Below are 24,932 nucleotides of genomic sequence, written 5' to 3' on the forward strand. Positions count from 1 at the left end.
TTTAGCGGGAATTTCATGTTCGGTCGTTTCATGCCCACCGAGGGCAAATTTTTCGAGATCTTCAACGCGCATGCGAAATGCATGGTCGATGCAAGCCGCGAACTCGAACTGCTGATAGACAACCTCGAGGAAGCCGAGGTCCACAAGCAGAACGTGCAGGCCAACGAAAAGCGCGCTGACAAGCTCACGCACGAAACCATCGATCTGCTGCACAAGACTTTCATCACGCCGCTCGATCGCGACGAAATTCACAAGCTGATTACGACGATGGACGACATCCTCGATCTCATGGAGGACGTCGCCACGGCCATTTCGCTGTACGACGTGCGCGCCGTGACGTCCGAGGCGAGCCAGCTCGCGCACATCTGCACGGCCACGTGCCTGCGCGTGCAGAACGCCGTCAGCCTGCTGGAAGACATGAAACGCGCGAGCGAAATCCTCAAGATTTGCGAGGAAATCGACCGTCTGGAGTCGGACGCGGACCGCGTCCTGCGCTCGGCCATGTCGAAGCTGTTCCGCGAGGAAGACGACGTGAAGACGCTCATCAAGCTCAAGGCCATCTACGAGCTTCTGGAGACGATCACCGACAAGTGCGAGGACGTCGCCAACATCATCGAAGGCATCGTGCTGGAAAACGCCTGATCATGCCGGCCGAGCCCGCGCTCGCGCAGCATTGGATCGCGCGCGGCGGGTGCTGACGACACAGACGGGGCCGCATTCCTGGCCCGGTCAAAACAACACCAACTGATGCATTCGATTCAACTCGCCCTCTGGGCCGTCGCCACGCTCGTCATAGTCGCACTCGTGTTCGACTTCATGAACGGCTTCCACGACGCTGCCAACTCCATCGCCACGGTCGTTTCGACCGGCGTGCTCAAGCCGCAGCAAGCCGTCGCGTTCGCGGCCGCGTTCAACGTCATTGCGTATTTCATCTTTCACCTGAAGGTGGCCGCCACGGTCGGCAAGGGGACGATCGATCCCGAAATCGTCGATCACTACGTCATCTTCGGCGCGCTCGTCGGGGCGATCGGCTGGAACATCGTGACGTGGGTGTACGGCATTCCGTCGAGTTCGTCGCATGCGCTGATCGGCGGGCTCGTCGGCGCGGCGCTCGCGAAGTCGGGCTGGGGATCGCTGAACTGGGACGGGCTCTTGAAAACTGTCGCGTTCATCTTCATCTCGCCGCTGCTCGGCTTCGTGCTCGGCTCGTTTTTCATGCTGCTCGTGTCGTGGATGTATTTCCGCACGCCGCCGTCGAAGGTGGACCGGCGTTTCCGCCGCCTGCAGCTCGTGTCCGCGGGTCTGTATTCGCTCGGTCACGGCGGCAACGACGCGCAGAAAACCATCGGTATCATCTGGATGCTGCTGATCGCCACCGGCTACGCCTCGTCCACCGCCGACGCGCCGCCCATCTGGGTGATCGCGCTGTGCTATCTGTCGATGGGTCTCGGCACGCTGTTCGGCGGCTGGCGTATCGTCCGCACAATGGGGCAGAAGATCACGAAGCTCAAGCCCGTCGGCGGCTTCTGCGCGGAGACGGGCGGGGCGATCACGCTGTTCATCGCGTCGATGCTCGGCATTCCCGTCTCCACGACGCACACCATCACCGGCGCGATCGTCGGCGTCGGCGCGACGCAGAAGTTCAGCGCGGTGCGCTGGGGCGTCGCGGGCAATATCGTGTGGGCGTGGGTGTTGACGATTCCCGCATCGGCGGCGCTCGCCGCCGCGGGCTGGTGGATCGGCCACCGCATTTTCTAGGCGTTCTGCTTCGCCTGCGGCCCGCCGATGCGCGGGCCGCAGCGCTTCAAATGATCGGCGACGATACCCCGTCCATCGGGATGATCGCGCCCGACACGTAACTCGCGCGGCGGCTCGCCAGGAAGAGCGCGACGTCGGCGATTTCCTCCGGTTTCGCATAACGGCCGAGCGGCACTTTGGCCTGACTGTCGGCGAGCACCTGATCGCGCGTGACGCCTTGCCGCTGCGCCTCCAGTTCGAGCGCTTCCTCGACGCGCTCGGTCAGCGTCGCGCCGGGGTTGATCGCGTTGATGCGAATGCCGAGCTTCGCGTAATGATGCGCGAGCCCGACCGTATTGAGCATCAGCGCCGCATTCGCCGCGCCGCCCGCGATGTGAATGTCCGTCGCGATTTTCCCGCCCATCCCGACGATATTGACGATCGCGCCCGGTTCCGCGTCCGGCTCGTTGCGCCGGCGTTCGGCCATGCGCTCCAGCACGACTTGCTGCGGGTAGACGTAGGAGAAATATTTCGCGTCCATCGCGGCTTTGTAGGCGGCGGCGTCGAGCGAATCGGGGTCGTAGCGGCGGGCGGCGCCTGCGCTGTTGATCAGAATGTCGATGGCGCCGAGCGCCGCGCTCGCTTCCTCGACGACGTCCTCGGCGCTGTGCGCTTCGTGCAGGTCGGCGCGGGCGAGGTGAACGTGGTGGCCGTCGGCCGCAAGCTGTTCTCGCGCCCGCGCGAGATTGGCGGCGTCGCGCGAGACGATCGCGACTTTCGCGCCTTCACGCGCGAACGCTTTCGCGCAGGCAAAGCCGATGCCCTTGCTGCCGCCCGTGATCAGGACGACCTTGCCGGCAAGACCCAGGTCCATGGTGGTTCGCTCCTATCGGTTCTTTGGTGCCGCTGTTGAGGATGAATCGGAACACGATAGCAGAGAGGCGCGGCAGGCGTCAGTTGCTGCCGGTGGCGAAGCGGGCGATGGGATCGTCGGTCGATGCCGGACGAGGCGCGGTCAGCGAACCGGTGGAGGCGCGCATGATGTGCACGGGCGGCTCGGCGGGCTCTTCAGGCGCGGTGGCCTTTGCCGCCTGAGCCTGAGTGCGTGCCGCGCGCCACGTGGGCGGCGGCGGCTCGAAGGCATCGGCGGCGGCCTGGATCGGATCGGGCGCGGCGTTGCTGGCGGCAGCCGATTGCGCCTGGCGCTGCGCGGCGCTCAGCGATGCAGGCGGCGGTTCGAAGGCATCGGCGGTGGCGGGTTGACGCGCGGCGGACGACTGCCGCTGCGCCGCGCTCATCGATGCAGGCGGCGGTTCGAACGCGTCGGCGTTTCCAGATTGACGTGCGTAAGCCGAAGCCTGCCGCTGCGCCACGCTAGCCGCAGAAGGCGCTTCCGCCGCTACAGGCGCTTGCGGTCTCGAAGCGGCAACCTGCGCCGCCGTCACCGATTGCGCTCCCGACGCCAGATAAGTCGGCCCATCGAACGGCGTCGGCGCGGCCTTCGCCGGCGCGACGCGCCGAATCCCGTCGAAACGCTTCGCCCAGTACGGATTCGTCAGGTAGTCGAGCCGCACGGTGCCGCCCGTCGACGGCGCGTTGACGAAGCGCAGCTTTCCCACGTAGATGCCGACATGCGAATGCGCCCGGCCCGTCGTATTGAAGAAAACGAGGTCGCCGGTCGCGATTTCATCCGGTTCGATCGACTCGCCGCGCCCGCTCATCTCGGCGGTCGTGCGCGGCAGATTCACGGACGCAGCGCGATCGACGACATAACGCACGAGTCCGCTGCAATCGAAGCCCGCGTCGGGCGTGTTGCCGCCCCAGCGATACGGCACGCCGACGAGCGACATCGCCTGAATGGAGATTTCCTCGCGCCCGACGCTGTGATCGACGAAATTCGGGAAGCCCGACGACGGCGCATACGCGCGCGGGACGGTGCTCGCGGAAACGGCCGGCTTGCGCGCCGCCTGCTGCGGCGCGGTTCCACACGCGGCGAGCAGAAGGGTGACAACGAGCGGCAGCCAGATTCGACGCATTTCGGGCAGGCGGCGAGCGGCGCTCGCCAGAACGGATCATTCCGCCGATAGTAGCCGTCGCACGGCCGTGCGGCAAGAAATCGTGATATTTCACTTTAAGTTTGTGCCATAACTGTCACACCAGCAGAACGTTCGGACGAAAAAAAGCCCGGCGGATCGCTCCGCCGGGCCTTTCAGGAAAACGCGACCGCAGTCTTAGAGAATGTCCGATGCGTAATCCGCCAGACGCGAGCGCTCGCCGCGCGCGAGCGTCACGTGGCCGCTGTGGGACCACCCCTTGAACCGGTCCACGACGTAAGTCAGACCCGAACTGCCCTCGGTCAGATACGGTGTGTCGATCTGCGCGATGTTGCCCAGACACACGATCTTCGTCCCCGGACCCGCGCGCGTGACGAGCGTTTTCATCTGCTTCGGCGTCAGATTCTGCGCTTCGTCGATGATCACGTACTTGTCCACGAACGTGCGTCCGCGCATGAAATTCATGCTCTTCACCTTCAGGCGCGAGCGGATGAGTTCCTGCGTCGCGGCGCGGCCCCATTCGCCGGCGGCGTCGTCAGTCTTCTGCAGGACTTCGAGGTTATCGTCGAATGCGCCCATCCACGGCTGCATCTTCTCTTCCTCGGTGCCCGGCAGAAAGCCGATGTCCTCGCCGACCGGCACCGTCGCGCGCGTCACGATGATCTCGTTGTAGCGCTTGTCGTCGAGCACTTGCGCGAGGCCGGCGGCGAGCGCCATCAGCGTCTTGCCGGTGCCCGCCTGACCGAGCAGCGTGACGAAGTCCACTTCCGGGTTCATCAGCAAGTTGAGCGCGAAATTCTGCTCGCGATTGCGCGCCGTGATGCCCCAAACGTTGTTCTTGTGGTGCCCGTAGTCGCGCAGCGTCTGCAGCAGCGCCGTCTTGCCGTTCAGCTCGCGCACGACCGCGTGGAACGACGGCTCGCCGTTTTGCGGTTCCAGATAGACGAACTCGTTGACGAGCATCGACGGGCAGAGCGGTCCGGTCACGCGATAGTACGTGGTGCCAGTTTTCGTGTCCTGCCAGCTTTCCATGCCCTTCGCGTGCTTCGTCCAGAAGTCCTGCGGCAGCGCGCGCACGCCGGAATAGAGCAGGTCCTTGTCTTCCAGAACCTGATCGTTGAAGTAGTCCTCGGCGGGCAGGCCGAGCGCGTGCGCCTTGATCCGCATGTTGATGTCTTTCGACACCAGCACGACCTGCCGATCCGGCCGCTCCTTCTGCAACGCGCGCACGACGCCGAGAATCTGGTTGTCCGCCTTGCCGACGGGCAGCCCTTCGACCGGTTCGATATCCGTGAGCGTCGTCTGGAAGTAGAGGCGGCCGAGCGCATCGCGATTGCCTTGCGCCGCGAGCGCGATGCCTTCCGACATCTGCCCGCCATTGGCGACGAGCGCGTCGAGCGTGCGGCTCACCTGACGCGCATTGCGCGCCACTTCCGACATGCCCTTCTTGTGGTTGTCCAGTTCCTCGAGCGTCATCATCGGCAGATAGACGTCGTGTTCCTCGAAGCGGAAGAGGGAACTCGGATCGTGCATCAGCACGTTGGTGTCCAGCACGAAGAGCTTGCGCAACTCGTCTTCGACCGCACCGCGCTGACGGCGTTTCTGTTGGGTGCGCGCGTCTTTCGCGGGCGCGGCGGCCGGAGCGCCGGGCGTCGTCGCGGGCGCTTCGGTGCGTGCTTCGCGTTTCGCGGGGCGTGCTTCCTCGCGGCTCTGCGGCTGCGTTCCGGTCCGCGCTTCGGTCTGCACTTCGGCCGGCGCTTCGTCGGGTTTCGCGCGCGCGCTCGGCACGGGCTGCAAGAGCGCGGCCGTTTGTTTGCTGCGACGGCCGCGCGGCGCGGGAGCGGGCACGGCCGATTCCGCCGGCGCTTCCAGCGGCACTTGCGTCAGCACGTCGCTCGCGATGGCGCGCAGCGTGTGCGCGGCATTCGAAGCCTGCGGACGCTCGGCGGCGACGGTTTCGACGGAGCCGCTGGCGTCGTCATCGCTCGTTGCAGTCTTTTTCGACTGCTTCGATGGCCGGGCTTTGGCCTTGTACTCTTCGGCCGGAAGGAGATGGCCGAGCTTGGCCGGGGCGGTAGGCAAAGGCATGGTGTTCCCTCAGAAGGAATCGGGTCATGTGTCGTGCGCCGCCTGTCGCATCCTGCTCGTTTGCCCATACAGCGTTAAGCGCTAGGTATCCCGCAGTTTGCGCCGGGTGGCGCGCTTCGTTGTCGAAAACGCCGGTTCGCCTAGGTTTCGATCTGCTCCTCGATGCGTGGCTCACGACGCGCCTTTCGGCCGATCACACTGGCCGTCCGCGCGACGCAAATAAAAAAGCCGCCGTCCGGGCTACCGGAACCAGCGGCTGACTTCTCTTTCAGAGCGCCTGCGCCGTGCCCGTCCCACGTAGCCCGGGTCCATGCCGACCGCACCGAAAGGCGCACGGCGGCTCGCGCGAAGGCAAAGGGAATGGGGTGGACAGGCGCTCATTGCGAACCAATATAACGTGCCTCAAATCGCTTGTACAGCCTCGACGATGGCCTCAACGTGTCCCGGCACCTTGATGCCGCGAAACTCGCGGCGCAGCACGCCGTCGGCGTCCAGCAGGAACGTCGAACGTTCGATGCCGCGCACTTCCTTGCCGTACATTTTCTTCATCTTGACGACATCGAAGAGCGAGCAGATGGCTTCGTCCGAATCGGAAACGAGGGTGTACGGCAGTTCGAGCTTCGCCTTGAAGTTGTCGTGCGACTTCACGCTGTCGCGCGAGATGCCGACGATTTCCGCACCGGCCGCCTTGAACTGCTCGTAGTGGTCGCGAAAGCCGAGGCTTTCCGTCGTGCAGCCGGGCGTGTTGTCCTTCGGATAGAAGAACAGCACGACCTTCTGGCCGCGCAGGCTCGAAAGCGTGAACTCGCCGCCCGTCGCGGGCGCGGTGAAGTCGGGAACGGGCTGGTCGACGGCGACTGGCACGTAGTTTTCTCCTGTTGTCGTTGATCTTGGTGGAAGGCAAGCGCGCGCGGCGCTCCGTTTAAGTCTGCTCAGCCCGGCTGAACGATCAGTTCACCCGCGCGGCCCGGAATCTCGCCCCACGTCACCGGATACGAGGGCAGCGTGGAACGGTCGAGCGTCGCATGATAGTCGCCCATCGTGGCGAAGCTGTGTCCCTGCGCGCGCCAGCCGGCGAGCAATTGCTCGAACACCGGCGCGAGCTTCTGGCCTTCCAGTTCCGCGTGCAGCGTGAACACCTGATCGTGCGGATTGTTCATCGTATGACGCAGCAGATGCGCCGCGACGTTGCTTTCATCGACGCCGTCCACGCCGAGAATCTCGTCGATCGTCGGCAGCGTGGTCGGCATCTGGATGTGACCGAGCGTGCGGCCGTCGAGGACGGGAATGTACGGCGTGTGTCCGCGTCCATCGGACGCATACCGCATGCCCCAGGCGTCGATCTGTTCGAACGCGTAGCCGTTCATTTGCCAGCCCGCCGCGCCGTGCGTGACGGGCGGCGCCCCGAATATCTCGATGAACCGCGCATGGCTTTGCTGCATCTGCGCGACGGTCCACGCGCGGTCGCGCGAGCGCACGTTGTCCTGCCAGTACACGTGATCCCACGTGTGGATGCCGCATTCGAAGCCGGACTCGTGGATCGCGCGCATTTCCGACACCGCCTGCCTCCCGATGTCCGGCCCCGGCAGCAGCACGCCGTACATGAGCGTCTTGATGCCGTAATGCTCGACCACCGACGTGCGCGACACCTTCTGCAGGAAGCCCGGCCGGAACACGCGGCGCAGCGCCCAGCCGGTGTGATCCGGGCCGAGGCTGAAAAGAAACGTCGCGCGGGCGCTGTACTTGTCGAGCAGACGCCCGAGGTTCGGCACGCCTTCGCGCGTGCCGCGCAGCGTATCGACGTCGATCTTCAGGACGATGCGAGCCACCCGTCGTCCCTCAGTCCTGATCGGCCTGTTCGACGAGCTTGCGCGCCTCGCCCACGATTCCGCGATACGCCTCGAAAATCTTGCGCAGCGCGTCGTCCATGGTGGCTTGCGGCGCCCAGCCGAGTTCCTGCATCGTGTTGTCGATCTTCGGCACGCGGTTCTGCACGTCCTGATAGCCCGCGCCGTAGTACGCGCCCGACGACGTCTCGACGAGCTGCACCTGCTTCGCCGTTTCCGCGTATTCCGGGAACTCGTTGGCGAGCGCCAGCATCTTGCCGGCCAGCTCGCGCACCGAGAAGTTGTTCTTCGGATTGCCGATGTTATAAATCTTGCCCGTCGCGACGCCGCCCTTGTTCTCGATGATCTTCATCAGCGCGCCGATGCCGTCGTCGATGTCCGTGAACGCACGCTTTTGCGCGCCGCCGTCGACGAGACTGATGTTCTCGCCGCGCACGATATGCCCGAGGAACTGCGTGACCACGCGCGACGAACCTTCCTTCGGCGTGTAGATGGAGTCGAGGCCCGGGCCGATCCAGTTGAACGGGCGGAACAGCGTGAAATTCAGGCCTTCCATGCCGTAGCCCCAGATCACGCGGTCCATCAGCTGCTTCGAGCACGCGTAGATCCAGCGCGGCTTGTTGATGGGGCCGTAGGACAGCGTGGAGTTTTCCGGGTCGAACTGCTCGTCGGTGCACATGCCGTAGACCTCGGAGGTCGACGGAAACACCAGATGCTTGCCGTATTTCACGGCGGAACGGACGATCGGCAGGTTCGCCTCGAAGTCCAGCTCGAACACGCGCAGCGGCTGCTTCACGTACGTGGCGGGCGTGGCGATGGCGACGAGCGGCAGGATCACGTCGCACTTCTTGACGTGATACTCGACCCATTCCTTGTTGATCGTGATGTCGCCTTCGAAGAAGTGCATCCGCTCGTGATTCGCGAGCTCGCCCAGGCGATCGGTTTGCATGTCCATCCCGAAGACTTCCCAGTCGGTGGTTTCGAGGATGCGCTTGGACAGGTGATGGCCGATGAAGCCATTGACACCGAGGATCAGAACTTTTTTCATGAATGACGAGTGGATTGAATGAGTCGGCCGAATTCGGCGGGATCGACGGCGCGTTCTTCGCCGAAAGCGTGCGACGCGGCGTCCAGCAGCCGATGGCGCAGTTCGTGCACGGCGATGACGCGGCCGTCGCCGCAGACGCCAAACAGCGCATTATCCGTCACCCTTAGGCCCGGCGGCAAACTCCGCAGCGCCGCGAGCGTCTGCGGCGTTGCGCCCGGCGCGCCGGTTTCGGGCACGAGCCGCGCGCGGGCGACGATGAAGCGGTGCTCGCCGATGTCGGTGAACGCGCCCGGATAAGGCGGTGCGACGGCGCGAACGAGGTTGTAGACGCGCTGTGCCGGCTGCGTCCAGTCGATGCGGCCGTCTTCCGGCTTGCGCCCGCCGTAATAGCTGCCGGCGGCGAGATCGTTCGGCAGATGCGGCGCTTCGCCCGCCAGCAGCGCGGGCAGCACGCGCCAGAGCGTCTGCTCGGCGGCGACCACGGTTTTGTCGAAGACTTGCGCGGCGGTATCGTCGGGGAGAATCGGCACGGGCGTTTGCGCGACGATCGCGCCCGCGTCCGGCTTCGCCGCCATTTCGTGCAGCGTCGCGCCGGTTTCCGTTTCGCCGTTGATCACCGCCCAGTTGGTCGGCACGCGGCCGCGATACTTCGGCAGCAGCGATCCGTGCATGTTGTAAGCGCCGCGTCTGGCGAGCGCGAGCAGCGCGACCGGCAGCATGTGCCGGTAATAGAACGAGAAGATGAAATCCGGCGCGGCTTTGGCGACGGCGTCGTGCACGTCGGGCGATGTCGGATCGGCGGGCGTGATGACGTCGATGCCATGTTCCGCCGCGACCTGCGCGACGCTGCCGAACCAGATGTTCTCGCTCGCGCTGTCCTCGTGCGTGACGACGAGCGCGACATCGACGCCGCGCGCGAGCAGCACTTGCAGGCAGCGCACGCCGACGTTGTGATAGGCGAATACGACGGCGCGCGGCTTCATCGGCCGTTGTCCTCGCGGCTCACGACCGCAGTCGCCGGTTGCATCGGCTGAATCACTTCAGGTGCCTGTTGCGCGGCAATAGGCAGGCCGTCGCGCTGTTCGAGAATCGTCTGCACGAGGTAGCGCGGGCGGGCGCGCACTTGCTGATAAATGCGTCCGATGTACTCGCCGAGCAGCCCGAGCGCGAAGATGATGACGCCGAGCATGAAGAACGTGATGGCGAACAGCGTGAACACACCCTGGACTTCCGCGCCGAACATGAAGCGGCGAATCAACAGCAGCAGGAAGAGGCCGGCCGATCCGACCGAAAGAATCACGCCGATGAACGACAGCCACTGCAGCGGCACCACCGAAAAACCGGTGACGAGGTCGAAGTTGAGGCGAATGAGGCTATAGAGCGAATACTTCGATTCGCCCGCGAAGCGCTCTTCGTGCGCGACGTCCACTTCGATCGGATTCTGCGCGAAGGTGTACGCGAGCGCGGGAATGAACGTGTTGATTTCGCCGCACCGGTTGATCGTGTCGATGATGTGCCGGCTGTATGCGCGCAGCATGCAGCCCTGATCCGTCATCTTGATCTTGGTGATGCGCTCGCGCAGGCGGTTCATCGCGCGCGACGCCTTCTTGCGCCACAGACTGTCCTGGCGCTGCTGACGGATCGTGCCGACGTAGTCGTAGCCTTCGCGCATCTTCTCGACGAGCTTGCCGATTTCTTCCGGCGGATTCTGCAGGTCGGCGTCGAGCGTGACGACGATCTCGCCGCGCGACTGTTCGAAGCCCGCGAGAATCGCCATGTGCTGGCCGTAATTGCCGTTGAGAAGAATCACGCGCGTGGTGTCCGGGCGCACGTGGAATTGCTGCGCGAGCAGCGCCGCCGACTTGTCGCGGCTGCCGTCGTTGATGAAGATCACTTCATACGACGCACCGAGCGCATCGAGCGCCGGATAAAGCCGCTCGAAGAGGGCGGCAAGACCCTCCGCCTCGTTGTACACCGGGATGATGATCGAGACTTCGGGCGAACGCGCCGGAAAATCCGTAGGACTCATGTGGCTGTGCATTTCCTGAGCATGTCGTTAGCGGTTGGGGCCAAATTGCTCGCAGATTTCGTCGACCGCGGCGACGACGCGCGCGACATCGTCCGCGGTCATCAGCGTGAAGAGCGGCAGCGTGACCGTCGATGCGCCGTAGCGTTCGGCGTGCGGGAACATGCCTTCCGCGAACCCGCGCGCGCGATACAGCGAAAACAGATGCAGCGCCGGATAGTGCACGCCGGAACCGATGCCGCGCTCCTTCAACTGCTCCATGAACTGCGCGCGCGTCGTCTGCAGCGTGTCGAGCGGCAGCGCGATCTGGAACATGTGCCAGTTGCTGTCGGTGAAATTGCGCGGCGGCAGCCCGACGCCGAGCCGCACGGCCGCGCCGCCGTCGAACGCATCGAAATAGGCGCGCGCCAGCTCGCGGCGCTTCTCCGTGAAGCGTTCGACCTGCCGCAACTGCCCGAGACCGACGCGCGCCGCGACATCGGTCAGATTGTATTTGCCGCCGAGCACGTCGCAGTCCATGCCGTCGAAGCCCGTGCGCGTGATGCCCTGCAGCCGGTACTTGCGCGCCAGCTCCGCTTCGTCCTCGTCGTTCATGACGAGCGCGCCGCCTTCTATCGACGTCACGTTCTTGTTCGCGTGGAAGCTGATCGAGACCAGATCGCCGAACGAGCCGATGCGCTTGCCGTTCCACGTCGAGCCGAACGCCTGCGCGGCGTCCTCGATCACGCGCAGCTTGTGTGCGCGCGCGATCTCGTAGAGCCGGTCCATGTCGACGGGCAGCCCCGCGAGATACACCGGCATGACCGCCTTGGTGCGCGGCGTGATGGCCTTTTCAAGCAAGTTCAGGTCCATGTTGCGCGTGGCCGGATCGATATCGACGAAAACCGGCGTCGCGCCCACTTCCAGGATGACGTTCGCGGTCGACACCCAGGTCATCGGCGTGGTGATGACTTCGTCGCCCGCGCCGACGCCCGCGATGCGCAGGGCGATTTCCATCGTGCAGGTGCCGGAATTGAACGCGCGCACCGGACGGCCGCCGAAGTACGCCGACAACTCCGCTTCGAACTGCTGATTCTGCGGGCCGGTGGTGATCCAGCCGGAGCGCAGCACGTCGACGACGCCCTGAATGGTTTCCTCGTCGATCTCTGGCTTGACGAAGGGCAGGAACGGCCGCGATGTCTGAGTCATGGAATGATTGCTTAACAAAAGGGAGTGGACCGGGATCAGCCGCGCGCGAGCACGGCCACGCCGACGAGAATGATGCCGATGCCGACGAGCCGCTGCACCGACAGCACTTCGCCGAACAAATACCATGCCGCAAATGCGTTGACGACGTAGCCGAGGGACAGCATCGGATAGGCGACCGACACGTCGACGCGCGACAGCCCGACGATCCACACGACCACGCTCACCACGTAGCACGCGAGCCCGCCGATGATCGGCCATTGGGTGGCTATCTTGATGCCGACGGGCAGAATGTTCGCCGGGGTCATATCGAAATGGCCGACGGCGTTCACGCCCGCTTTGAGCAGCAGTTGGGCGCACGCGTTCAACAATACGCCGATGATGATGCAAGTGAAGGAAATCGGATTCATCGGTTGGGAAACAAGGATACTCGGTTCACCGGCGCACGCCCGCATGAGCGATGTGCGCCGTCTCGGCGGTCACGGCTGCGGCTTTTCGACGATCACGCGCCGCGCGTCCCGTGCGATGACCTTCATCGGCACGCCGCGCGCGAGCATTTCGTCATAGCGCGAGGGCGGCAGGAGCGCCAGCGCGTAGCGGTCGGCGTTCCAGCGCTTCACCCAGTCGTCGATGGTCGGCAGCCATTTCTGCGGCTCGGTCGCGACGCCGAACCTCAGTTCGTCGGCTTCCTGCACCATGATCATCGTGTGGCCGAGGTAGAAGGGCATCGTGTGATCGAGCTTCGCGATCGAATAGAACGGCGTGTCGGGCGGCAGCTTGGCCATCGCCGCCTTCACCGCGGGCACGAGCTTCACGCCCGAGCTTTCGACGCCGAAGACGTCGTGGCCGGTGCCCGCGATCGTGCCGAGCAGCAGCCACGCCGCGCCCAGTCCCGCCGCACCCGCGAGCACGCCGCGCCGGTTGAGCCAGAGCGCGAGGATCGTCACGACGAATGCCACCGCGAGCGCCGCATAGACCCAGACCTGAAACTCGCGATACAGCGCGTTCGGCGTATTCGCGCTTCCCGCCCGGCCGATGAAGATCGCGCCGAACGCCGCCGCGATCAGAAACACCGCATAGCCGATCAGATGCATCCGATACTGGCTTTTCGTGAGCGACGGCAGATACAGGCCGATCACGAGCGCGATGGCCGGCGCGATCGGCAGCACGTACGAGAGCAGCTTCGAATGCGACGCGCTGAAGAACAGGAAGATGAACGCCGACCAGACGAGCAGCATGGTCACGGGCGCGAAGCCGTTGGGCTGACGCGGCGTCTTGACGGCGTGGCGCACGCTCTGGAACGCGACCGACAGCCACGGCAGGAACCCGACGATCAGCACCGGCACGAAGTAATAGACCGGCCCCGGGCGATTCTGCTCGGGCGTCAGATAGCGCTTGAACTGCTGGACGATGAAGAAGAAGTTGAAGAACTCGGGGTTCTTCATCTGCACCAGCACGAACCACGGCCCGGCGACGATCAGAAAGACGATCAGCCCGCTGCCGATGTAAAGCCGCTTCCACAGCGCCCAGTCGCGCGAAACGAGCGAATAGATGACGAGCACCGCGCCCGGCAGAATCAGCCCGACGAGTCCTTTGGAGAGCACGGCGGCGGCCATCGCGGCCCAGCAGAGCCACATCCACAGGCGCACCTGACGCGCGGGCAGACCGGGACGCTGCGCGAGCAGGAGGGCGCACAGCGTGAGTTCCATCCAGAACGCGAGGCCAGTGTCCAGCACGTTGAAGTGTCCGAGCAGGTTCCAGTACGGGCACGTCGCGAGGATGACGGCCGCGGCGAAGCCGGTCATCGCGTTGAAGACACGCTTGCCGGTGAAGCCGATCAGCAGCACGCCGGCGAAGCCCGTCAGCGCGGTATAGAGCCGCGCCTGCCATTCGCCGATGCCGAACCACGCGAAGGTGAGCGCGTTGGCCCAGGTCTGCAGCGGCGGCTTCTCGAAGTACTTGTAGCCGTTGTAGCGCGGCGTGATCCAGTCGCCGGTGAGGAACATTTCACGCGCCATTTCCGCGTAACGGCCTTCGTCGCTCGGGACCAGATGGCGCAGTCCGAGCGGCGCGAACCAGACGATCGCGAGCGCGATGATGAGAAGCGTGAGCGAAAGACGTGTGAGCGGTAGCCGCGAAGGCGTATCGTTCATGAAGTCGACCTGTCCGATGCCGCGATGCGGCGCTAGTGAATCGAAATGGGCTTTTGGCGGCGTCGTGGCGCGCGGGAGGCGCGGCGAGCGTGTCCGCATCCTCGCAACCTGGTTCAGGCACCAAAATGCGGCGCAAGTTCTCGCGCGGGGCGCCAGGACGGAAAAACGCAACGGAAAGCCCGGTGAAAGCGGCTTCGCGCCGCTGCATCCGCCGGCCGCTCGCGCGAGGCGTGACGGACGCCGGGCGGGAGTGTATCGCACGCGTCGCCGGATTCGGCATTTTGGCGCGCCGGCCGCGTGCGGCTGCCTCCGGGCATCCTTCCGCCGCGACGCGCGAGTGTCGCCGATTTCGCCTTAACGGACGCTTAGCGAACGCCTGGCCGACGACGCCCGGGCGCGCGGCTCACGCCTCGATCAGCAGCGCAGCGGCGACGCGCCGGCCTTCGGACATCAGAATGTTGTAGGTGCGGCAGGCCGCGCCGAAATCCATGGTTTCCACGCCGATGCGATGCTTCGCCAGTTGCGCGACGAGGCGCGGATGCGGAAAGCGCAGCTTCGTTCCGCTGCCGAAGATCACGACCTCGGGCGCGGCTTGCACGAGGGCGTCGAAATGCTCGGGCGTGAGCGCGTCGAACGACGAGACCGGCCAGCTTTCGACGGGCGTATCGGGCATCACGATGACGCTGCCTTCGTGCCGTTGCAGATTGATCGCGACGAAGTCGTCTCCGTAGCTCGTGATCGTATTGAGTGCGCCGCTCGATTCCTGATGAAGTTTCAAAACGAAGATCCGGCAAGAGAGGAAGGGCAGACACGGCCCCGACTGGACGCCGCCGCGGCGGATTTCGCGCCGCGCTTTGGTGCATTGCGGAACCGGGCCATAATCGGTAAATTATAACTTTCCGGCCGCCGGTCTTGCTTGCGCGGCAACCGTTGCGCTCGCGTGCCGCCACAAGCCGCCATCGACACGCAATCCGGCCGGCAACGCCCGCGCCCTATCTGGCGAAGCGTCACCCGCGGCGCCGGAAGGCGCGAACCCCAAGCCGTGTCGGCTCCGCACAACCCCGTAACATCCGTTTTCGTCGATACTTCCGAGCGGTGCGCCGGTTGTCGCAGCCGCATCCGGCCGCCTGCATCGGTCGTCCCGAGCAACGTCGCAAGAACCACATCGCATCCGTCCATCACCAGAGCCGCCCGCCGTGAAACCGATCCTCAAATCCAATAAGCTGCAAAACGTCTGTTACGACATTCGCGGACCCGTGCTCGAACACGCGAAGCGCCTCGAGGAAGAAGGGCATCGCATCATCAAGCTGAATATCGGCAATCTCGCGCCGTTCGGTTTCGACGCGCCGGACGAGATCATTCAGGACATGATCCGCAATCTGCCGAGTTCGTCGGGCTATTCGGATTCGAAGGGCGTGTTCGCGGCGCGCAAGGCGATCATGCATTACACGCAGCAAAAGGGCGTGGCGGGCGTCGAACTGGACGACATTTTCATCGGCAATGGCGCGTCCGAGCTGATTGTGATGGCCATGCAGGCGCTGCTCAACGACGGCGACGAAGTGTTGCTGCCCGCGCCGGATTATCCGCTCTGGACGGCGGCCGTGAGCCTCTCGGCGGGCACGCCGCGCCACTACATGTGCGACGAAGGCAACGGCTGGATGCCCGATCTCGACGACATCCGCGCGAAGATCACGCCGAACACGAAGGCGCTCGTCGTCATCAACCCGAACAATCCGACCGGCGCGCTGTATTCGGACGAACTGCTGAAGGAGCTGATCGGCCTTGCGCGCGAGCACGGGCTCATCATCTTCGCCGACGAGGTCTACGACAAGATCGTCTACGACGGCAAGACGCACACGTCGATGGCCGCGCTTTCCGAAGACGTCATCACGGTCACGTTCAACAGCCTGTCGAAGAGCTATCGCTCGTGCGGGTATCGCGCGGGCTGGATGGCGATTTCCGGTCTGATCGAAGAAAACCGCCGCCGCGCGAAGGATTATCTCGAAGGGCTCGGCATTCTCGCGTCGATGCGCCTGTGCCCGAACGTCCCCGGCCAGTACGCCATTCAGACGGCGCTCGGCGGCTATCAGAGCATCAACGACCTGATCGTGCCGGGCGGACGCCTCTTCAAGCAGCGCGACCTCGCGTATGAGATGCTCACGGCCATTCCGGGCGTCACGTGCGTGAAGCCGCAGGCCGCGCTCTACATGTTCCCGAAGCTCGACCCGAAGATGTACCCGATCGCCGACGACCAGCAGTTCATCACCGACCTGCTGCTCGAAGAGCGCGTGCTGCTCGTGCAAGGCACCGGGTTCAACTGGCCGACGCCGGACCACTTCCGCGTGGTCTTCCTGCCGAACATCGACGATCTCGCCGATTCGATCAACCGCATCGCGCGCTTCCTCGACGGCTATCGCAAACGGCACTCCGCTTAATCTCTCTCTAAAGACTCGCGCAGTATGGAACCGATCAAAGTAGGACTCTTGGGCTTCGGCACGGTGGGCAGCGGCACTTTCACGGTGCTGCGGCGCAACCAGGAAGAAATCAAACGACGCGCGGGGCGCGGCATCGAAATCGCGCGCGTTGCCGTGCGCACGCCGGCGAAGGCGCAGGCCGCGGAAGGCGTCGCGATCACGGATGACTTCCACGCCGTCGTCGACGATCCTTCCATCGACATCGTGTGCGAGATGATCGGCGGCACGGGCTTCGCGCGCGAACTGGTGTTGCGCGCGATCGCCAACGGCAAGCACGTGGTGACGGCCAACAAGGCGCTGCTCGCGGTCCACGGCACCGAAATCTTCGAAGCGGCCCGCGCGAAGGGCGTGATGGTCGCGTTCGAAGCGGCCGTCGCGGGCGGCATTCCGATCATCAAGGCGCTGCGCGAAGGGCTGACCGCGAATCGCATCGAGGCCATCGCGGGCATCATCAACGGCACGACGAACTACATTCTCTCGGAGATGCGCGATCGCGGCATCGACTTCGCGACCGCGCTCAAGGGCGCGCAGGAACTCGGCTACGCGGAAGCGGATCCGACCTTCGACATCGAAGGCGTCGACGCCGCGCACAAGGTCACGATCATGAGCGCGATCGCGTTCGGCGTGCCGGTGCAGTTCGATCGCGCGTACGTGGAAGGCATCAGCAAGCTCGCGGCCATCGACATTCGCTACGCCGGTGAACTCGGCTATCGCATCAAGCTGCTCGGCATCGCGCGCCGCACGGAGAAGGGCATCGAATTGCGCACGCATCCGACGCTCGTGCCGGAAAAGCGCCTGCTCGCCAACGTGGAAGGCGCGATGAACGCGGTCGTCGTTCAGGGCGATGCGGTCGGCACCACGCTTTACTACGGCAAGGGCGCGGGCGCGGAGCCGACGGCCTCCGCCGTGGTCGCCGATCTCGTCGATGTCACGCGCCTGCATACCGCGGATCCGGAGCATCGCGTGCCGCATCTCGCGTTCCAGCCGGACAGCCTCTCCAACACGCCGATCCTGCCCATCGACGAAATCACGAGCGGCTATTACCTGCGCCTGCGCGTGGCGGACGTGACGGGCGTGCTCGCCAACATCACGCGCATTCTCGCGGACAAGGGCATTTCCATCGACGCGTTGCTGCAGAAGGAATCGGAGCAGGTCGACGGCGGCAACAAGGGCGAGACGGACATCATCCTCATCACGCACGAAACGGTGGAGAAGAACGCAAACGCGGCGATCGCGGAGATCGAAGCGCTTTCCACGGTCGTTTCCAAGGTGACGAAGCTGCGCATGGCAGTGCTGAACTAAACCAGGGCGTGACATGAACTACATTTCGACGCGCGGCGCCGGCACGAACGAGCGCCACACGTTTTCCGACATTTTGCTGGGCGGTCTCGCGAAGGACGGCGGTTTATATCTTCCCGCCGAGTATCCGCGCGTATCCGCCGATGAACTCGCGCGCTGGCGCACGCTTTCGTACGCGGATCTCGCGTTCGAAGTGTTGTCGAAGTTCAGCGACGACATTCCCGCCGACGACCTGCGCTCGCTCACGCGCAAGACCTACACCGCGCAGGTCTACAGCAACGTGCGCCACGAAGAGAGCGCGGTGCAGATCACGCCGCTGAAGACGCTCGGCGTGGAGAACGGCACGCCGCTGTCGCTTTTGGAACTGTCGAACGGGCCGACGCTCGCCTTCAAGGACATGGCGATGCAACTGCTCGGCAATCTGTTCGAATACGCGCTGGCCAAACACGGCGAGACGCTGAACATTCTCGGCGCGACATCGGGCGATACGGGCAGCGCCGCCGAATACGCAATGCGCGGCAAGACCGGCGTGCGAGTCTTCATGCTCTCGCCGCACAAGAAAATGAGCGCGTTCCAGACCGCGCAGATGTTCTCGCTGCAGGATCCGAACATCTTCAATCTCGCGGTTGAAGGCAATTTCGACAACTGCCAGGACATCGTGAAGGCCGTCTCGAACGATCACGCGTACAAGGCTGCGCACAAGATCGGCACGGTCAATTCGATCAACTGGGCGCGCGTGGTCGCGCAGGTCGTCTACTACTTCAAGGGCTATTTCGCCGCGACGCAGAGCAACGACGAACGCGTGTCGTTCACGGTGCCGTCGGGCAACTTCGGCAATGTGTGTGCGGGGCATATCGCGCGCATGATGGGCTTGCCGATCGATCAGCTCGTCGTCGCGACCAACGAAAACGACGTGCTCGACGAGTTCTTCAAGACGGGCGTGTATCGCGTGCGCGGCGCGGCGGAGACGTATCACACGACGTCGCCGAGCATGGACATTTCGAAGGCATCGAACTTCGAGCGCTTCGTGTACGACCTACTCGGCCGCGATCCGGCGCGCGTCATGCAGCTTTTCCGCGATGTCGAAGAGAAGGGCGGCTTCGATCTCGCCGCGAGCGGCGATTTCGCGCGCGTGAAGGAGTTCGGCTTCGTGTCGGGCAAGAGCAGCCACGACGATCGCGTGGACACCATCCGCGACGTGTTCGAACGTTACGACACGATGATCGACACGCACACCGCCGACGGCGTGAAGGTCGCGCGCGAAAATCTGAAGCCGGGCGTGCCGATGATCGTGCTGGAAACCGCGCAGCCCATCAAATTCGGCGAGACGATCCGCGAGGCGCTGCATCGCGAGCCGGAGCGTCCGGCAGCGTTCGTCGGACTTGAAAAACTGCCACAAAGGTTCGATATCGTTCCGGCAGATGCAGCCGTGGTCAAGGCGTTCATCGCCGAGCGAACCTGATTTTCGGGGTTCGCGGATGCAGAGCGCGGGGCGCGGCCTGATCGAGGGCCGCGCCCCGCGCCGCTTTGGATCGCGCGTGCGGGCCGTTCCGGCCGGCGCTGCCCGCATCGCCGCAGGAAATCCCGGCTAAAAGCTGCTAAAATCTCAGGTTTTTCGTCGTACATCATTCAAAAGGACGCGCCGTGCTGTCTACCGCCAATATCACCATGCAATTCGGGCCGAAGCCTCTCTTCGAGAACATTTCGGTCAAGTTCGGCGAAGGAAACCGATATGGACTGATCGGGGCGAACGGCTGCGGCAAGTCGACCTTCATGAAGATTCTCGGCGGCGATCTGGAGCCGAGTTCCGGCAACGTCATGCTCGAGCCGAACGTGCGCCTGGGCAAGCTGCGCCAGGACCAGTTCGCGTACGAAGACATGCGCGTGCTCGACGTCGTCATGATGGGCCACACCGAAATGTGGGCCGCGATGACCGAGCGCGACGCGATCTACGCGAACCCGGACGCCACCGACGACGACTACATGCGCGCCGCCGAACTCGAAGCGAAGTTCGCGGAATACGATGGCTACACGGCCGAATCGCGCGCGGGCGAGTTGCTGCTCGGCATCGGCATCAACATCGCGGATCACACTGGGCCGATGAGCAACATCGCGCCGGGCTGGAAGCTGCGCGTGCTGCTCGCGCAGGCGCTGTTCTCGAAGCCCGACGTGCTGCTGCTCGACGAGCCGACCAACAACCTCGACATCAACTCGATCCGTTGGCTGGAAGACGTGCTCAACCAGTACAACTCGACGATGATCATCATCTCGCACGATCGACACTTCCTGAACCAGGTCTGCACGCACATGGCGGACATGGATTACGGCACGCTGAAGGTCTATCCGGGCAATTACGACGACTACATGCTCGCAAGCACGCAGGCGCGCGAACGCCAGCAGGCCGCGAACGCGAAGGCGAAGGAGCGCGTGGCCGACCTGCAGGACTTCGTGCGCCGCTTCTCGGCGAACAAGTCGAAGGCGCGTCAGGCAACCAGCCGTCTCAAGATGATCGACAAGATCAAGATCGAGGAATTCAAGCCGTCGTCGCGGCAGAATCCGTTTATCCGCTTCGACTTCGAGAAGAAGCTGCATAACATCGCGGTCGTGGCCGAAAGCATCACGAAGAAGTACGACCGGACCATCTTCCAGAACTTCAGCCTGAGCGTGCAGCCGGGCGAGCGTATCGCGATCATCGGCGAGAACGGCGCGGGCAAGACCACGCTGCTGAAGTCGCTGAAGGGCGCGCTGCAACTGGACGGCGGCTCGATCAAGTGGGCGGAGAACGCGAACGTCGGCTACATGCCGCAGGACACGTACGAAGAGTTTCCTAAGGACGAGACGCTCACCGAATGGGTCGATCAATATCGTCAGGAAGGCGACGACGACCAGATGGTGCGCGGCACGCTCGGGCGTCTGCTCTTCAACGCGGACGACATCAGGAAGAACGTGAAGGTGCTGTCGGGCGGCGAGAAGGGCCGCATGATCTGGGGCAAGCTGATGCTCGGCCGCCACAACGTGCTGCTGATGGACGAGCCGACCAATCACATGGACATGGAGTCCATCGAATCGCTGCAGATCGCGCTGGAGAAGTACGAAGGCACGCTGGTTTTCGTGTCGCACGACCGCGAGTTCGTGAGCGGGCTGGCGAATCGCATCATCGAAGTGCGTACGGACGGCACGCTGCGCGACTTCGGCGGGAATTACGAGGATTTCCTGGCGAGCCAGGGGATTCAGTAAGCGCGCCGTTTCAGCCGCACAATGGAAAAAGCCGCTTTCGCGGCTTTTTTCTTTTGCTGCGCCGGGTTGGTTGTACCGGAACGTCAGTACATGCCGATCTTCGCCTCGACGCCTTTACTCACGGCGCCGTGCGATCGATCGGCCAGCGCTTACAGTTTGTCGTTCCGGAACCGCATTGCCGTGCCTTCGCGCGTGATCCGCTCCCAGATCGCGCGTTTCTCTTCATCGTTCAGAAATACCCAGTTCGATACTTCACCCGCCGTGCGGCCGCAGCCTTTGCACACTTCGTCGAAGAGGGTGGAGCACACGCCGATGCAAGGGCTGTCGGGAAGGTCGTGGAGAATCGAGGACATGAGCGGGATAGTCGGAGAAAAAAAGAATCAGCGGGCAATACTGTAGCCTATCCGCGCGATCCAGTGATGCCGCTGGTTGTAATCCAGAATGTCCTCGCCGTAGCCGTTGAAATAGCTCACGAACACGTATCCGCCCCACGCGCTGCCGAAGAGTTTCGCGAGCAGATAAGTCAGGTTCGAGTCCACGCTGCCGTACCAGTGCTTCGTGCCTTTGCGCAGCGTCGTCGCGAGTTGCCAGCCATCGGGGCTGCCGTATTTGACGAGAAAATCGACATAGCCGCGATAATCCGCGATGTCCTCGTTGCCGCTCTTCGACAGGTAGTAGTAGAACTTCGGCGACAGCGTCAGGTGATTGCTGGCGAGATCGCCGAACTCCCACGTCGGGCGCACGAACGCGATGTTGATCGCGCGCGAGTCGTCACCGCTCTTGCCATTCGATTCATGCCCGATGCCCGCCGCCACGCCCATGCGCGTGAAGAGCGGGCTTTTCCAGCCGGTGTCCTGCACGTAGTAGAAAAACTGCGGCTGATAGCTCGTGTCGCGGAACGGCGCGGACGGCGCGGACAGATTCCAGATGGATGTCTGCGTGTACGCGAAATACAGGTTGTCGAGGAAGCCGCGCGAGCGCGGATCGTCCGGCAGATGCAGCCGGTACTTGAAACTGAACTGGAACTTGGCGAGGTTGTCGCCGTTCTTGCCGTCGGCGAAATAGATCGGCTCGAAGGTGCTGAAGCGGCCGGAGAGCATCGTCGGGACGGTCGTCGGCGACGCATCGGCTTCGGCGGCGGCGCTCGCGAGCTGCGCGGGCGTGGCCGCCTGCGTTTCGCGCTTCTCGGCGGCGACGACCTCCGTCTGGTTCTCGCCGCGATTGAGCGTGACGAGCATCGGCGATGCATCGAAACCGACCGGATCGATCTTGATCGTGCCGCGCGCCGACTCGGGCCACGGCGCGGCATAGCGCACCCGGCGATACTGCCCCGGCGCGAGCCGCAGACGATCGGGCGTCGCCGGATCGCGATTCAGCACGAGCGGCGCCGGCGGCAAATCGCCATTGGTCAATTGCACGGTGAGTTGTTTCGGCACGTCGACGGCGAGGGGCTTTTTATCGTCGTCGGTGTAGAGCAGCGTGAGTTCGAGCGGCTGGGCCGCGGCGGCTTCGCGCGGCGGTTGCAGCACCGCGACCGTCGCATGCGCGCCCGTCGCGAACGAGAGAAGCGCGAGCGCCAGACCCGCGCGATTGCGCTCACGCGCGAACGAGACCATTCGTGAAGCTAGAGCCATCAGGCGGACATCCTTTTCGGGGGAGCGGCGTTACGCGACGAGGCTCTGTCGCCTGTCGAGGAAGGCGTCATCGTAACCGCGCGGGACGAAACACGCGCGGTTTCGACATCGCCCGTCACTGCCCGAAGATCGATTGCCACAGCATCGCGCCATTCAGCACCACGATCAGCCCGGCGCACGTCCATGCGAGCGAAAGCGGGACGCGCGCGACGCGCCAGCGTCCCATGAGCCCGGCATCGGAGGCGAAGCGCACGAGCGGAATCACCGCGAGCGGCAATTGCAGGCTCAGCACCACTTGCGTCGCGACGAGCAGCGCGTTCGACCCGTGCTGGCCGAAGCTCGCGACGGCGGCGAGCGCCGGGCCGATCGCCAGCCCGCGCGTGAGCAGCGCCCGCGCCCAGCGCGCCATCTTCAATTGCAGGAAGCCTTCCATCACCGCCTGGCCCGCGAGCGTCCCGGTGACGGTCGCGTTCAGTCCGCACGCGAGCAGCGCCGTCGCGAACGCGATCCCCGCCCAATGGCTGCCGACGAGCGGCGCGATGAGCCGGTGCGCATCGGCGAGATCATCGACGTCCGTGTGACCGGCCGCATGAAACACCGCCGCCGCCACGATCAAAAGCGACGCATTCACGATGAACGCGAGCCCGAGCGACGCGAACGTGTCGATGTTCACGCCCTTGAGCGCGTCGCCGATGGTTTCATCGTCGCGTTGCGGCGCGTGGTCCTTCACCAGCGACGAATGCAGATAGAGGTTGTGCGGCATCACGGTCGCGCCGAGCACGCCGGCCGCGAGCCACAGCATGCCGGCATCGCGCAGCAACGCGGGCGAGGGCGCGAGGCCCGTCAGCGCTTCGCGCCACGCCGGATGCGCGAGCGCCAACTGAACCACGAAGCAGAAGCTCACGAAGAGAATCAGCGCGGTCACGGCGCGTTGAAGGGGCCGCTTGCCGCCGCGTTGCAGCGCGAGCATCGCGAACGTGCCGATCGCGGAGCACAGCACGCCTGCCGTCAACGACAGCCCGAAGAGCATCTGCAACGCGACCGCGCTTCCGACGACTTCGGCCACATCGCACGCGATGATCGCGATTTCGCATGCGAGCCACAACAAAATGGTCGTGCGCCGGCTATATCGCTCGCGGCAAAGCTGCGCGAGATCGCGCCCGGTGACCACGCCCACGCGCGATGCGACCCATTGCAGGAGCATGCCCATCAGGCTCGCGAGCAGCACGACGAAGAGCAGCCGATAGCCGTAGCGCGCGCCGCTCGACAGCGCCGTCGCCCAGTTGCCGGGGTCCATGTAACCGACCGCGACCAGCGCGCCCGCGCCCGCGAACGAATACCAGCGGCCACGAGGCGGACGGGGACGTTCGTCGCGCTTCGCCGGTAAAGACGACGGCGAGCCGGATCTTCTGCCGGAAAGCTCGGCAAGCGCGGACGGATTGGTGTTCATGCGGACATTGGCCTCGAATAGCGGTGCAACGGCGCACGCGGGCACGGCTTTCGAAGCCGTGCCACGGCAGCGTGCGTTGCGGATGCAGAATGGCGACGCTTCTCGCGACGCACGTCGAATTGGCTAGCAACGACTGTTCCGCTGGCTATTCGTCAGGCTGGCGCGTTCGCTTTCCGGCGCGCGCGTCTTTCGTGTCGGCGATGCCGTCGAAGGGGCGCGGCGCAGTACGAACGGCCGTCACGAATAATGACATCGACCTGCGCGAAAACCGCAACGTTCCACTGGAGCGAGTGTGGTTTTATGAGGTGTCGCCGGGCCGAATTAAGGGCTAAAATGCGCGCACTTTCCGGGCGGCGGAACGTGCCGCGCGCTAGGTCGCGACATCGAAAGCCGCGTGACAGGCGCCTCGCCCGTGTGCTTTGCGCGACAGGCCGCGCATTATTTTTTGTCGCACTTCGGTTTAATGGTAGTTTTCGGGTTTTTAAGGGAACCGCGGGCCGCACGCGCACGACCGAAACGCGCGGCGACGTCGTCGAGAAGTCGGAACAAGGGAGAATCGAGATGAACGGAAAACTGGCGGCTTGGGGGGGGCCGCCCCCCCCCCCCCTGGCGCAAATCGCGGGCGCGCGCGCCCGCACCGCGCCCCTGCTGCCCCTCCCGGCCTCGGCGACACACAACCACCACAACCAGGTCCACATGT

The 24,932-nt window shown here is 64.3% G+C and carries 22 protein-coding genes; 7 read left to right on the plus strand and 15 right to left on the minus strand.

Annotated elements, in window-relative coordinates:
• Positions 1–15 precede the first annotated feature (15 nt).
• Complete coding sequence (locus NCR39_RS06500; RefSeq protein ID WP_250451382.1) at positions 16–642, plus strand: DUF47 domain-containing protein; 627 nt, start codon at positions 16–18, stop codon at positions 640–642.
• A gap of 105 nt (positions 643–747) precedes the next feature.
• Positions 748–1,758, plus strand: coding sequence for an inorganic phosphate transporter (locus NCR39_RS06505; RefSeq protein ID WP_250451383.1), 1,011 nt, complete (start codon positions 748–750; stop codon positions 1,756–1,758).
• 46 nt (positions 1,759–1,804) lie between these two features.
• On the opposite strand, the gene NCR39_RS06510 is transcribed toward NCR39_RS06505, so the two are convergent.
• The 12 genes from NCR39_RS06510 to NCR39_RS06565 form a co-directional block, all read right to left on the minus strand.
• Positions 1,805–2,611 carry an SDR family oxidoreductase gene (locus NCR39_RS06510; RefSeq protein WP_250451384.1) on the minus strand — a complete coding sequence of 269 codons (807 nt, stop codon included), beginning with the start codon at positions 2,609–2,611 and terminating at the stop codon, positions 1,805–1,807.
• Positions 2,612–2,690: 79 nt separating this feature from the next.
• Positions 2,691–3,773: an NlpC/P60 family protein gene (locus NCR39_RS06515; RefSeq protein WP_250451385.1), complete on the minus strand. Its 1,083-nt coding sequence runs from the start codon at positions 3,771–3,773 to the stop codon at positions 2,691–2,693.
• A gap of 195 nt (positions 3,774–3,968) precedes the next feature.
• Positions 3,969–5,879 carry a PhoH family protein gene (locus NCR39_RS06520; protein ID WP_250451386.1) on the minus strand — a complete coding sequence of 637 codons (1,911 nt, stop codon included), beginning with the start codon at positions 5,877–5,879 and terminating at the stop codon, positions 3,969–3,971.
• A 402-nt stretch (positions 5,880–6,281) separates the two neighbouring features.
• Complete coding sequence (locus tag NCR39_RS06525) at positions 6,282–6,743, minus strand: peroxiredoxin (protein ID WP_250451388.1); 462 nt, start codon at positions 6,741–6,743, stop codon at positions 6,282–6,284.
• A gap of 68 nt (positions 6,744–6,811) precedes the next feature.
• The gene (locus tag NCR39_RS06530; RefSeq protein WP_250451390.1) at positions 6,812–7,708 is read right to left on the minus strand and encodes a polysaccharide deacetylase family protein; all 897 of its coding nucleotides are present in this window, start codon (positions 7,706–7,708) and stop codon (positions 6,812–6,814) included.
• A 10-nt stretch (positions 7,709–7,718) separates the two neighbouring features.
• Entirely contained in the window at positions 7,719–8,774 is a 1,056-nt protein-coding gene (locus NCR39_RS06535) for a bifunctional UDP-4-keto-pentose/UDP-xylose synthase (RefSeq protein WP_052449766.1), read from the minus strand.
• Positions 8,771–9,757, minus strand: coding sequence for a formyltransferase (locus NCR39_RS06540; protein ID WP_250451392.1), 987 nt, complete (start codon positions 9,755–9,757; stop codon positions 8,771–8,773). The genes NCR39_RS06535 and NCR39_RS06540 overlap by 4 nt, the downstream gene beginning before the upstream one ends.
• Positions 9,754–10,803, minus strand: coding sequence for a glycosyltransferase (locus NCR39_RS06545; protein WP_250451394.1), 1,050 nt, complete (start codon positions 10,801–10,803; stop codon positions 9,754–9,756). The genes NCR39_RS06540 and NCR39_RS06545 overlap by 4 nt, the downstream gene beginning before the upstream one ends.
• A 27-nt stretch (positions 10,804–10,830) precedes the next feature.
• On the minus strand, positions 10,831–11,988 hold the full coding sequence (locus NCR39_RS06550) for a DegT/DnrJ/EryC1/StrS family aminotransferase (protein WP_250451396.1): 1,158 nt from the start codon (positions 11,986–11,988) through the stop codon (positions 10,831–10,833).
• Between the two features lie 35 nt (positions 11,989–12,023).
• Positions 12,024–12,395, minus strand: a complete 372-nt coding sequence (locus tag NCR39_RS06555; protein ID WP_250451397.1) for an SMR family transporter — start codon at positions 12,393–12,395, stop codon at positions 12,024–12,026.
• A gap of 69 nt (positions 12,396–12,464) precedes the next feature.
• A complete protein-coding gene (locus NCR39_RS06560) occupies positions 12,465–14,138 on the minus strand; it encodes a glycosyltransferase family 39 protein (RefSeq protein ID WP_250451398.1) in 1,674 nt (557 codons plus the stop codon).
• A gap of 403 nt (positions 14,139–14,541) precedes the next feature.
• A complete protein-coding gene (locus NCR39_RS06565) occupies positions 14,542–14,916 on the minus strand; it encodes an Mth938-like domain-containing protein (RefSeq protein WP_250451399.1) in 375 nt (124 codons plus the stop codon).
• Positions 14,917–15,334: 418 nt separating this feature from the next.
• Between NCR39_RS06565 and NCR39_RS06570 the strand changes: the two genes are divergently transcribed.
• The 4 genes from NCR39_RS06570 to NCR39_RS06585 all read left to right on the plus strand — a co-directional run bounded on the left by NCR39_RS06570 (position 15,335) and on the right by NCR39_RS06585 (position 21,148).
• Positions 15,335–16,573 carry a pyridoxal phosphate-dependent aminotransferase gene (locus NCR39_RS06570; RefSeq protein WP_250451400.1) on the plus strand — a complete coding sequence of 413 codons (1,239 nt, stop codon included), beginning with the start codon at positions 15,335–15,337 and terminating at the stop codon, positions 16,571–16,573.
• Positions 16,574–16,597: 24 nt separating this feature from the next.
• Complete coding sequence (locus NCR39_RS06575) at positions 16,598–17,914, plus strand: homoserine dehydrogenase (protein WP_250451401.1); 1,317 nt, start codon at positions 16,598–16,600, stop codon at positions 17,912–17,914.
• 13 nt (positions 17,915–17,927) lie between these two features.
• Entirely contained in the window at positions 17,928–19,373 is a 1,446-nt protein-coding gene (gene thrC, locus NCR39_RS06580; RefSeq protein WP_250451402.1) for a threonine synthase, read from the plus strand.
• A 182-nt stretch (positions 19,374–19,555) separates the two neighbouring features.
• A complete protein-coding gene (locus tag NCR39_RS06585) occupies positions 19,556–21,148 on the plus strand; it encodes an ABC-F family ATPase (protein ID WP_250451403.1) in 1,593 nt (530 codons plus the stop codon).
• A 149-nt stretch (positions 21,149–21,297) separates the two neighbouring features.
• Here the strand turns inward: NCR39_RS06585 and NCR39_RS06590 are convergent, their stop codons facing one another.
• The 3 genes from NCR39_RS06590 to NCR39_RS06600 all read right to left on the minus strand — a co-directional run bounded on the left by NCR39_RS06590 (position 21,298) and on the right by NCR39_RS06600 (position 24,232).
• Complete coding sequence (locus NCR39_RS06590; RefSeq protein ID WP_250451404.1) at positions 21,298–21,501, minus strand: DUF1289 domain-containing protein; 204 nt, start codon at positions 21,499–21,501, stop codon at positions 21,298–21,300.
• A 27-nt stretch (positions 21,502–21,528) separates the two neighbouring features.
• Positions 21,529–22,782 (minus strand): phospholipase A, encoded by a 1,254-nt coding sequence (locus NCR39_RS06595; protein WP_250451406.1) that lies wholly within the window; start codon positions 22,780–22,782, stop codon positions 21,529–21,531.
• A gap of 115 nt (positions 22,783–22,897) precedes the next feature.
• A complete protein-coding gene (locus tag NCR39_RS06600) occupies positions 22,898–24,232 on the minus strand; it encodes an Nramp family divalent metal transporter (protein ID WP_250451408.1) in 1,335 nt (444 codons plus the stop codon).
• Between the two features lie 89 nt (positions 24,233–24,321).
• On the opposite strand from NCR39_RS06600, the gene NCR39_RS06605 reads away from it, so the two are divergent.
• Positions 24,322–24,564, plus strand: a complete 243-nt coding sequence (locus NCR39_RS06605; RefSeq protein ID WP_250451410.1) for a hypothetical protein — start codon at positions 24,322–24,324, stop codon at positions 24,562–24,564.
• Positions 24,565–24,932 lie beyond the last annotated feature (368 nt).

The sequence above is a fragment of the Caballeronia sp. ATUFL_M2_KS44 genome (genome assembly GCF_023630965.1).
GTDB classification, from domain to species: domain Bacteria; phylum Pseudomonadota; class Gammaproteobacteria; order Burkholderiales; family Burkholderiaceae; genus Caballeronia; species Caballeronia concitans.

Excerpts from the sequence above, each read along its gene's own strand:
- NCR39_RS06500 (WP_250451382.1), top strand. The coding sequence starts at position 16 with ATGTTCGGTCGTTTCATGCCCACCGAGGGCAAATTTTTCGAGATCTTC.
- NCR39_RS06505 (WP_250451383.1), top strand. The coding sequence starts at position 748 with ATGCATTCGATTCAACTCGCCCTCTGGGCCGTCGCCACGCTCGTCATA.
- NCR39_RS06510 (WP_250451384.1), bottom strand. The coding sequence starts at position 2,611 with ATGGACCTGGGTCTTGCCGGCAAGGTCGTCCTGATCACGGGCGGCAGC.
- NCR39_RS06515 (WP_250451385.1), bottom strand. The coding sequence starts at position 3,773 with ATGCGTCGAATCTGGCTGCCGCTCGTTGTCACCCTTCTGCTCGCCGCG.
- NCR39_RS06520 (WP_250451386.1), bottom strand. The coding sequence starts at position 5,879 with ATGCCTTTGCCTACCGCCCCGGCCAAGCTCGGCCATCTCCTTCCGGCC.
- NCR39_RS06535 (WP_052449766.1), bottom strand. The coding sequence starts at position 8,774 with ATGAAAAAAGTTCTGATCCTCGGTGTCAATGGCTTCATCGGCCATCAC.
- NCR39_RS06540 (WP_250451392.1), bottom strand. The coding sequence starts at position 9,757 with ATGAAGCCGCGCGCCGTCGTATTCGCCTATCACAACGTCGGCGTGCGC.
- NCR39_RS06545 (WP_250451394.1), bottom strand. The coding sequence starts at position 10,803 with ATGAGTCCTACGGATTTTCCGGCGCGTTCGCCCGAAGTCTCGATCATC.
- NCR39_RS06550 (WP_250451396.1), bottom strand. The coding sequence starts at position 11,988 with ATGACTCAGACATCGCGGCCGTTCCTGCCCTTCGTCAAGCCAGAGATC.
- NCR39_RS06555 (WP_250451397.1), bottom strand. The coding sequence starts at position 12,395 with ATGAATCCGATTTCCTTCACTTGCATCATCATCGGCGTATTGTTGAAC.
- NCR39_RS06560 (WP_250451398.1), bottom strand. The coding sequence starts at position 14,138 with ATGAACGATACGCCTTCGCGGCTACCGCTCACACGTCTTTCGCTCACG.
- NCR39_RS06575 (WP_250451401.1), top strand. The coding sequence starts at position 16,598 with ATGGAACCGATCAAAGTAGGACTCTTGGGCTTCGGCACGGTGGGCAGC.
- thrC (WP_250451402.1), top strand. The coding sequence starts at position 17,928 with ATGAACTACATTTCGACGCGCGGCGCCGGCACGAACGAGCGCCACACG.
- NCR39_RS06590 (WP_250451404.1), bottom strand. The coding sequence starts at position 21,501 with ATGTCCTCGATTCTCCACGACCTTCCCGACAGCCCTTGCATCGGCGTG.
- NCR39_RS06595 (WP_250451406.1), bottom strand. The coding sequence starts at position 22,782 with ATGGCTCTAGCTTCACGAATGGTCTCGTTCGCGCGTGAGCGCAATCGC.
- NCR39_RS06600 (WP_250451408.1), bottom strand. The coding sequence starts at position 24,232 with ATGAACACCAATCCGTCCGCGCTTGCCGAGCTTTCCGGCAGAAGATCC.
- NCR39_RS06605 (WP_250451410.1), top strand. The coding sequence starts at position 24,322 with ATGGCGACGCTTCTCGCGACGCACGTCGAATTGGCTAGCAACGACTGT.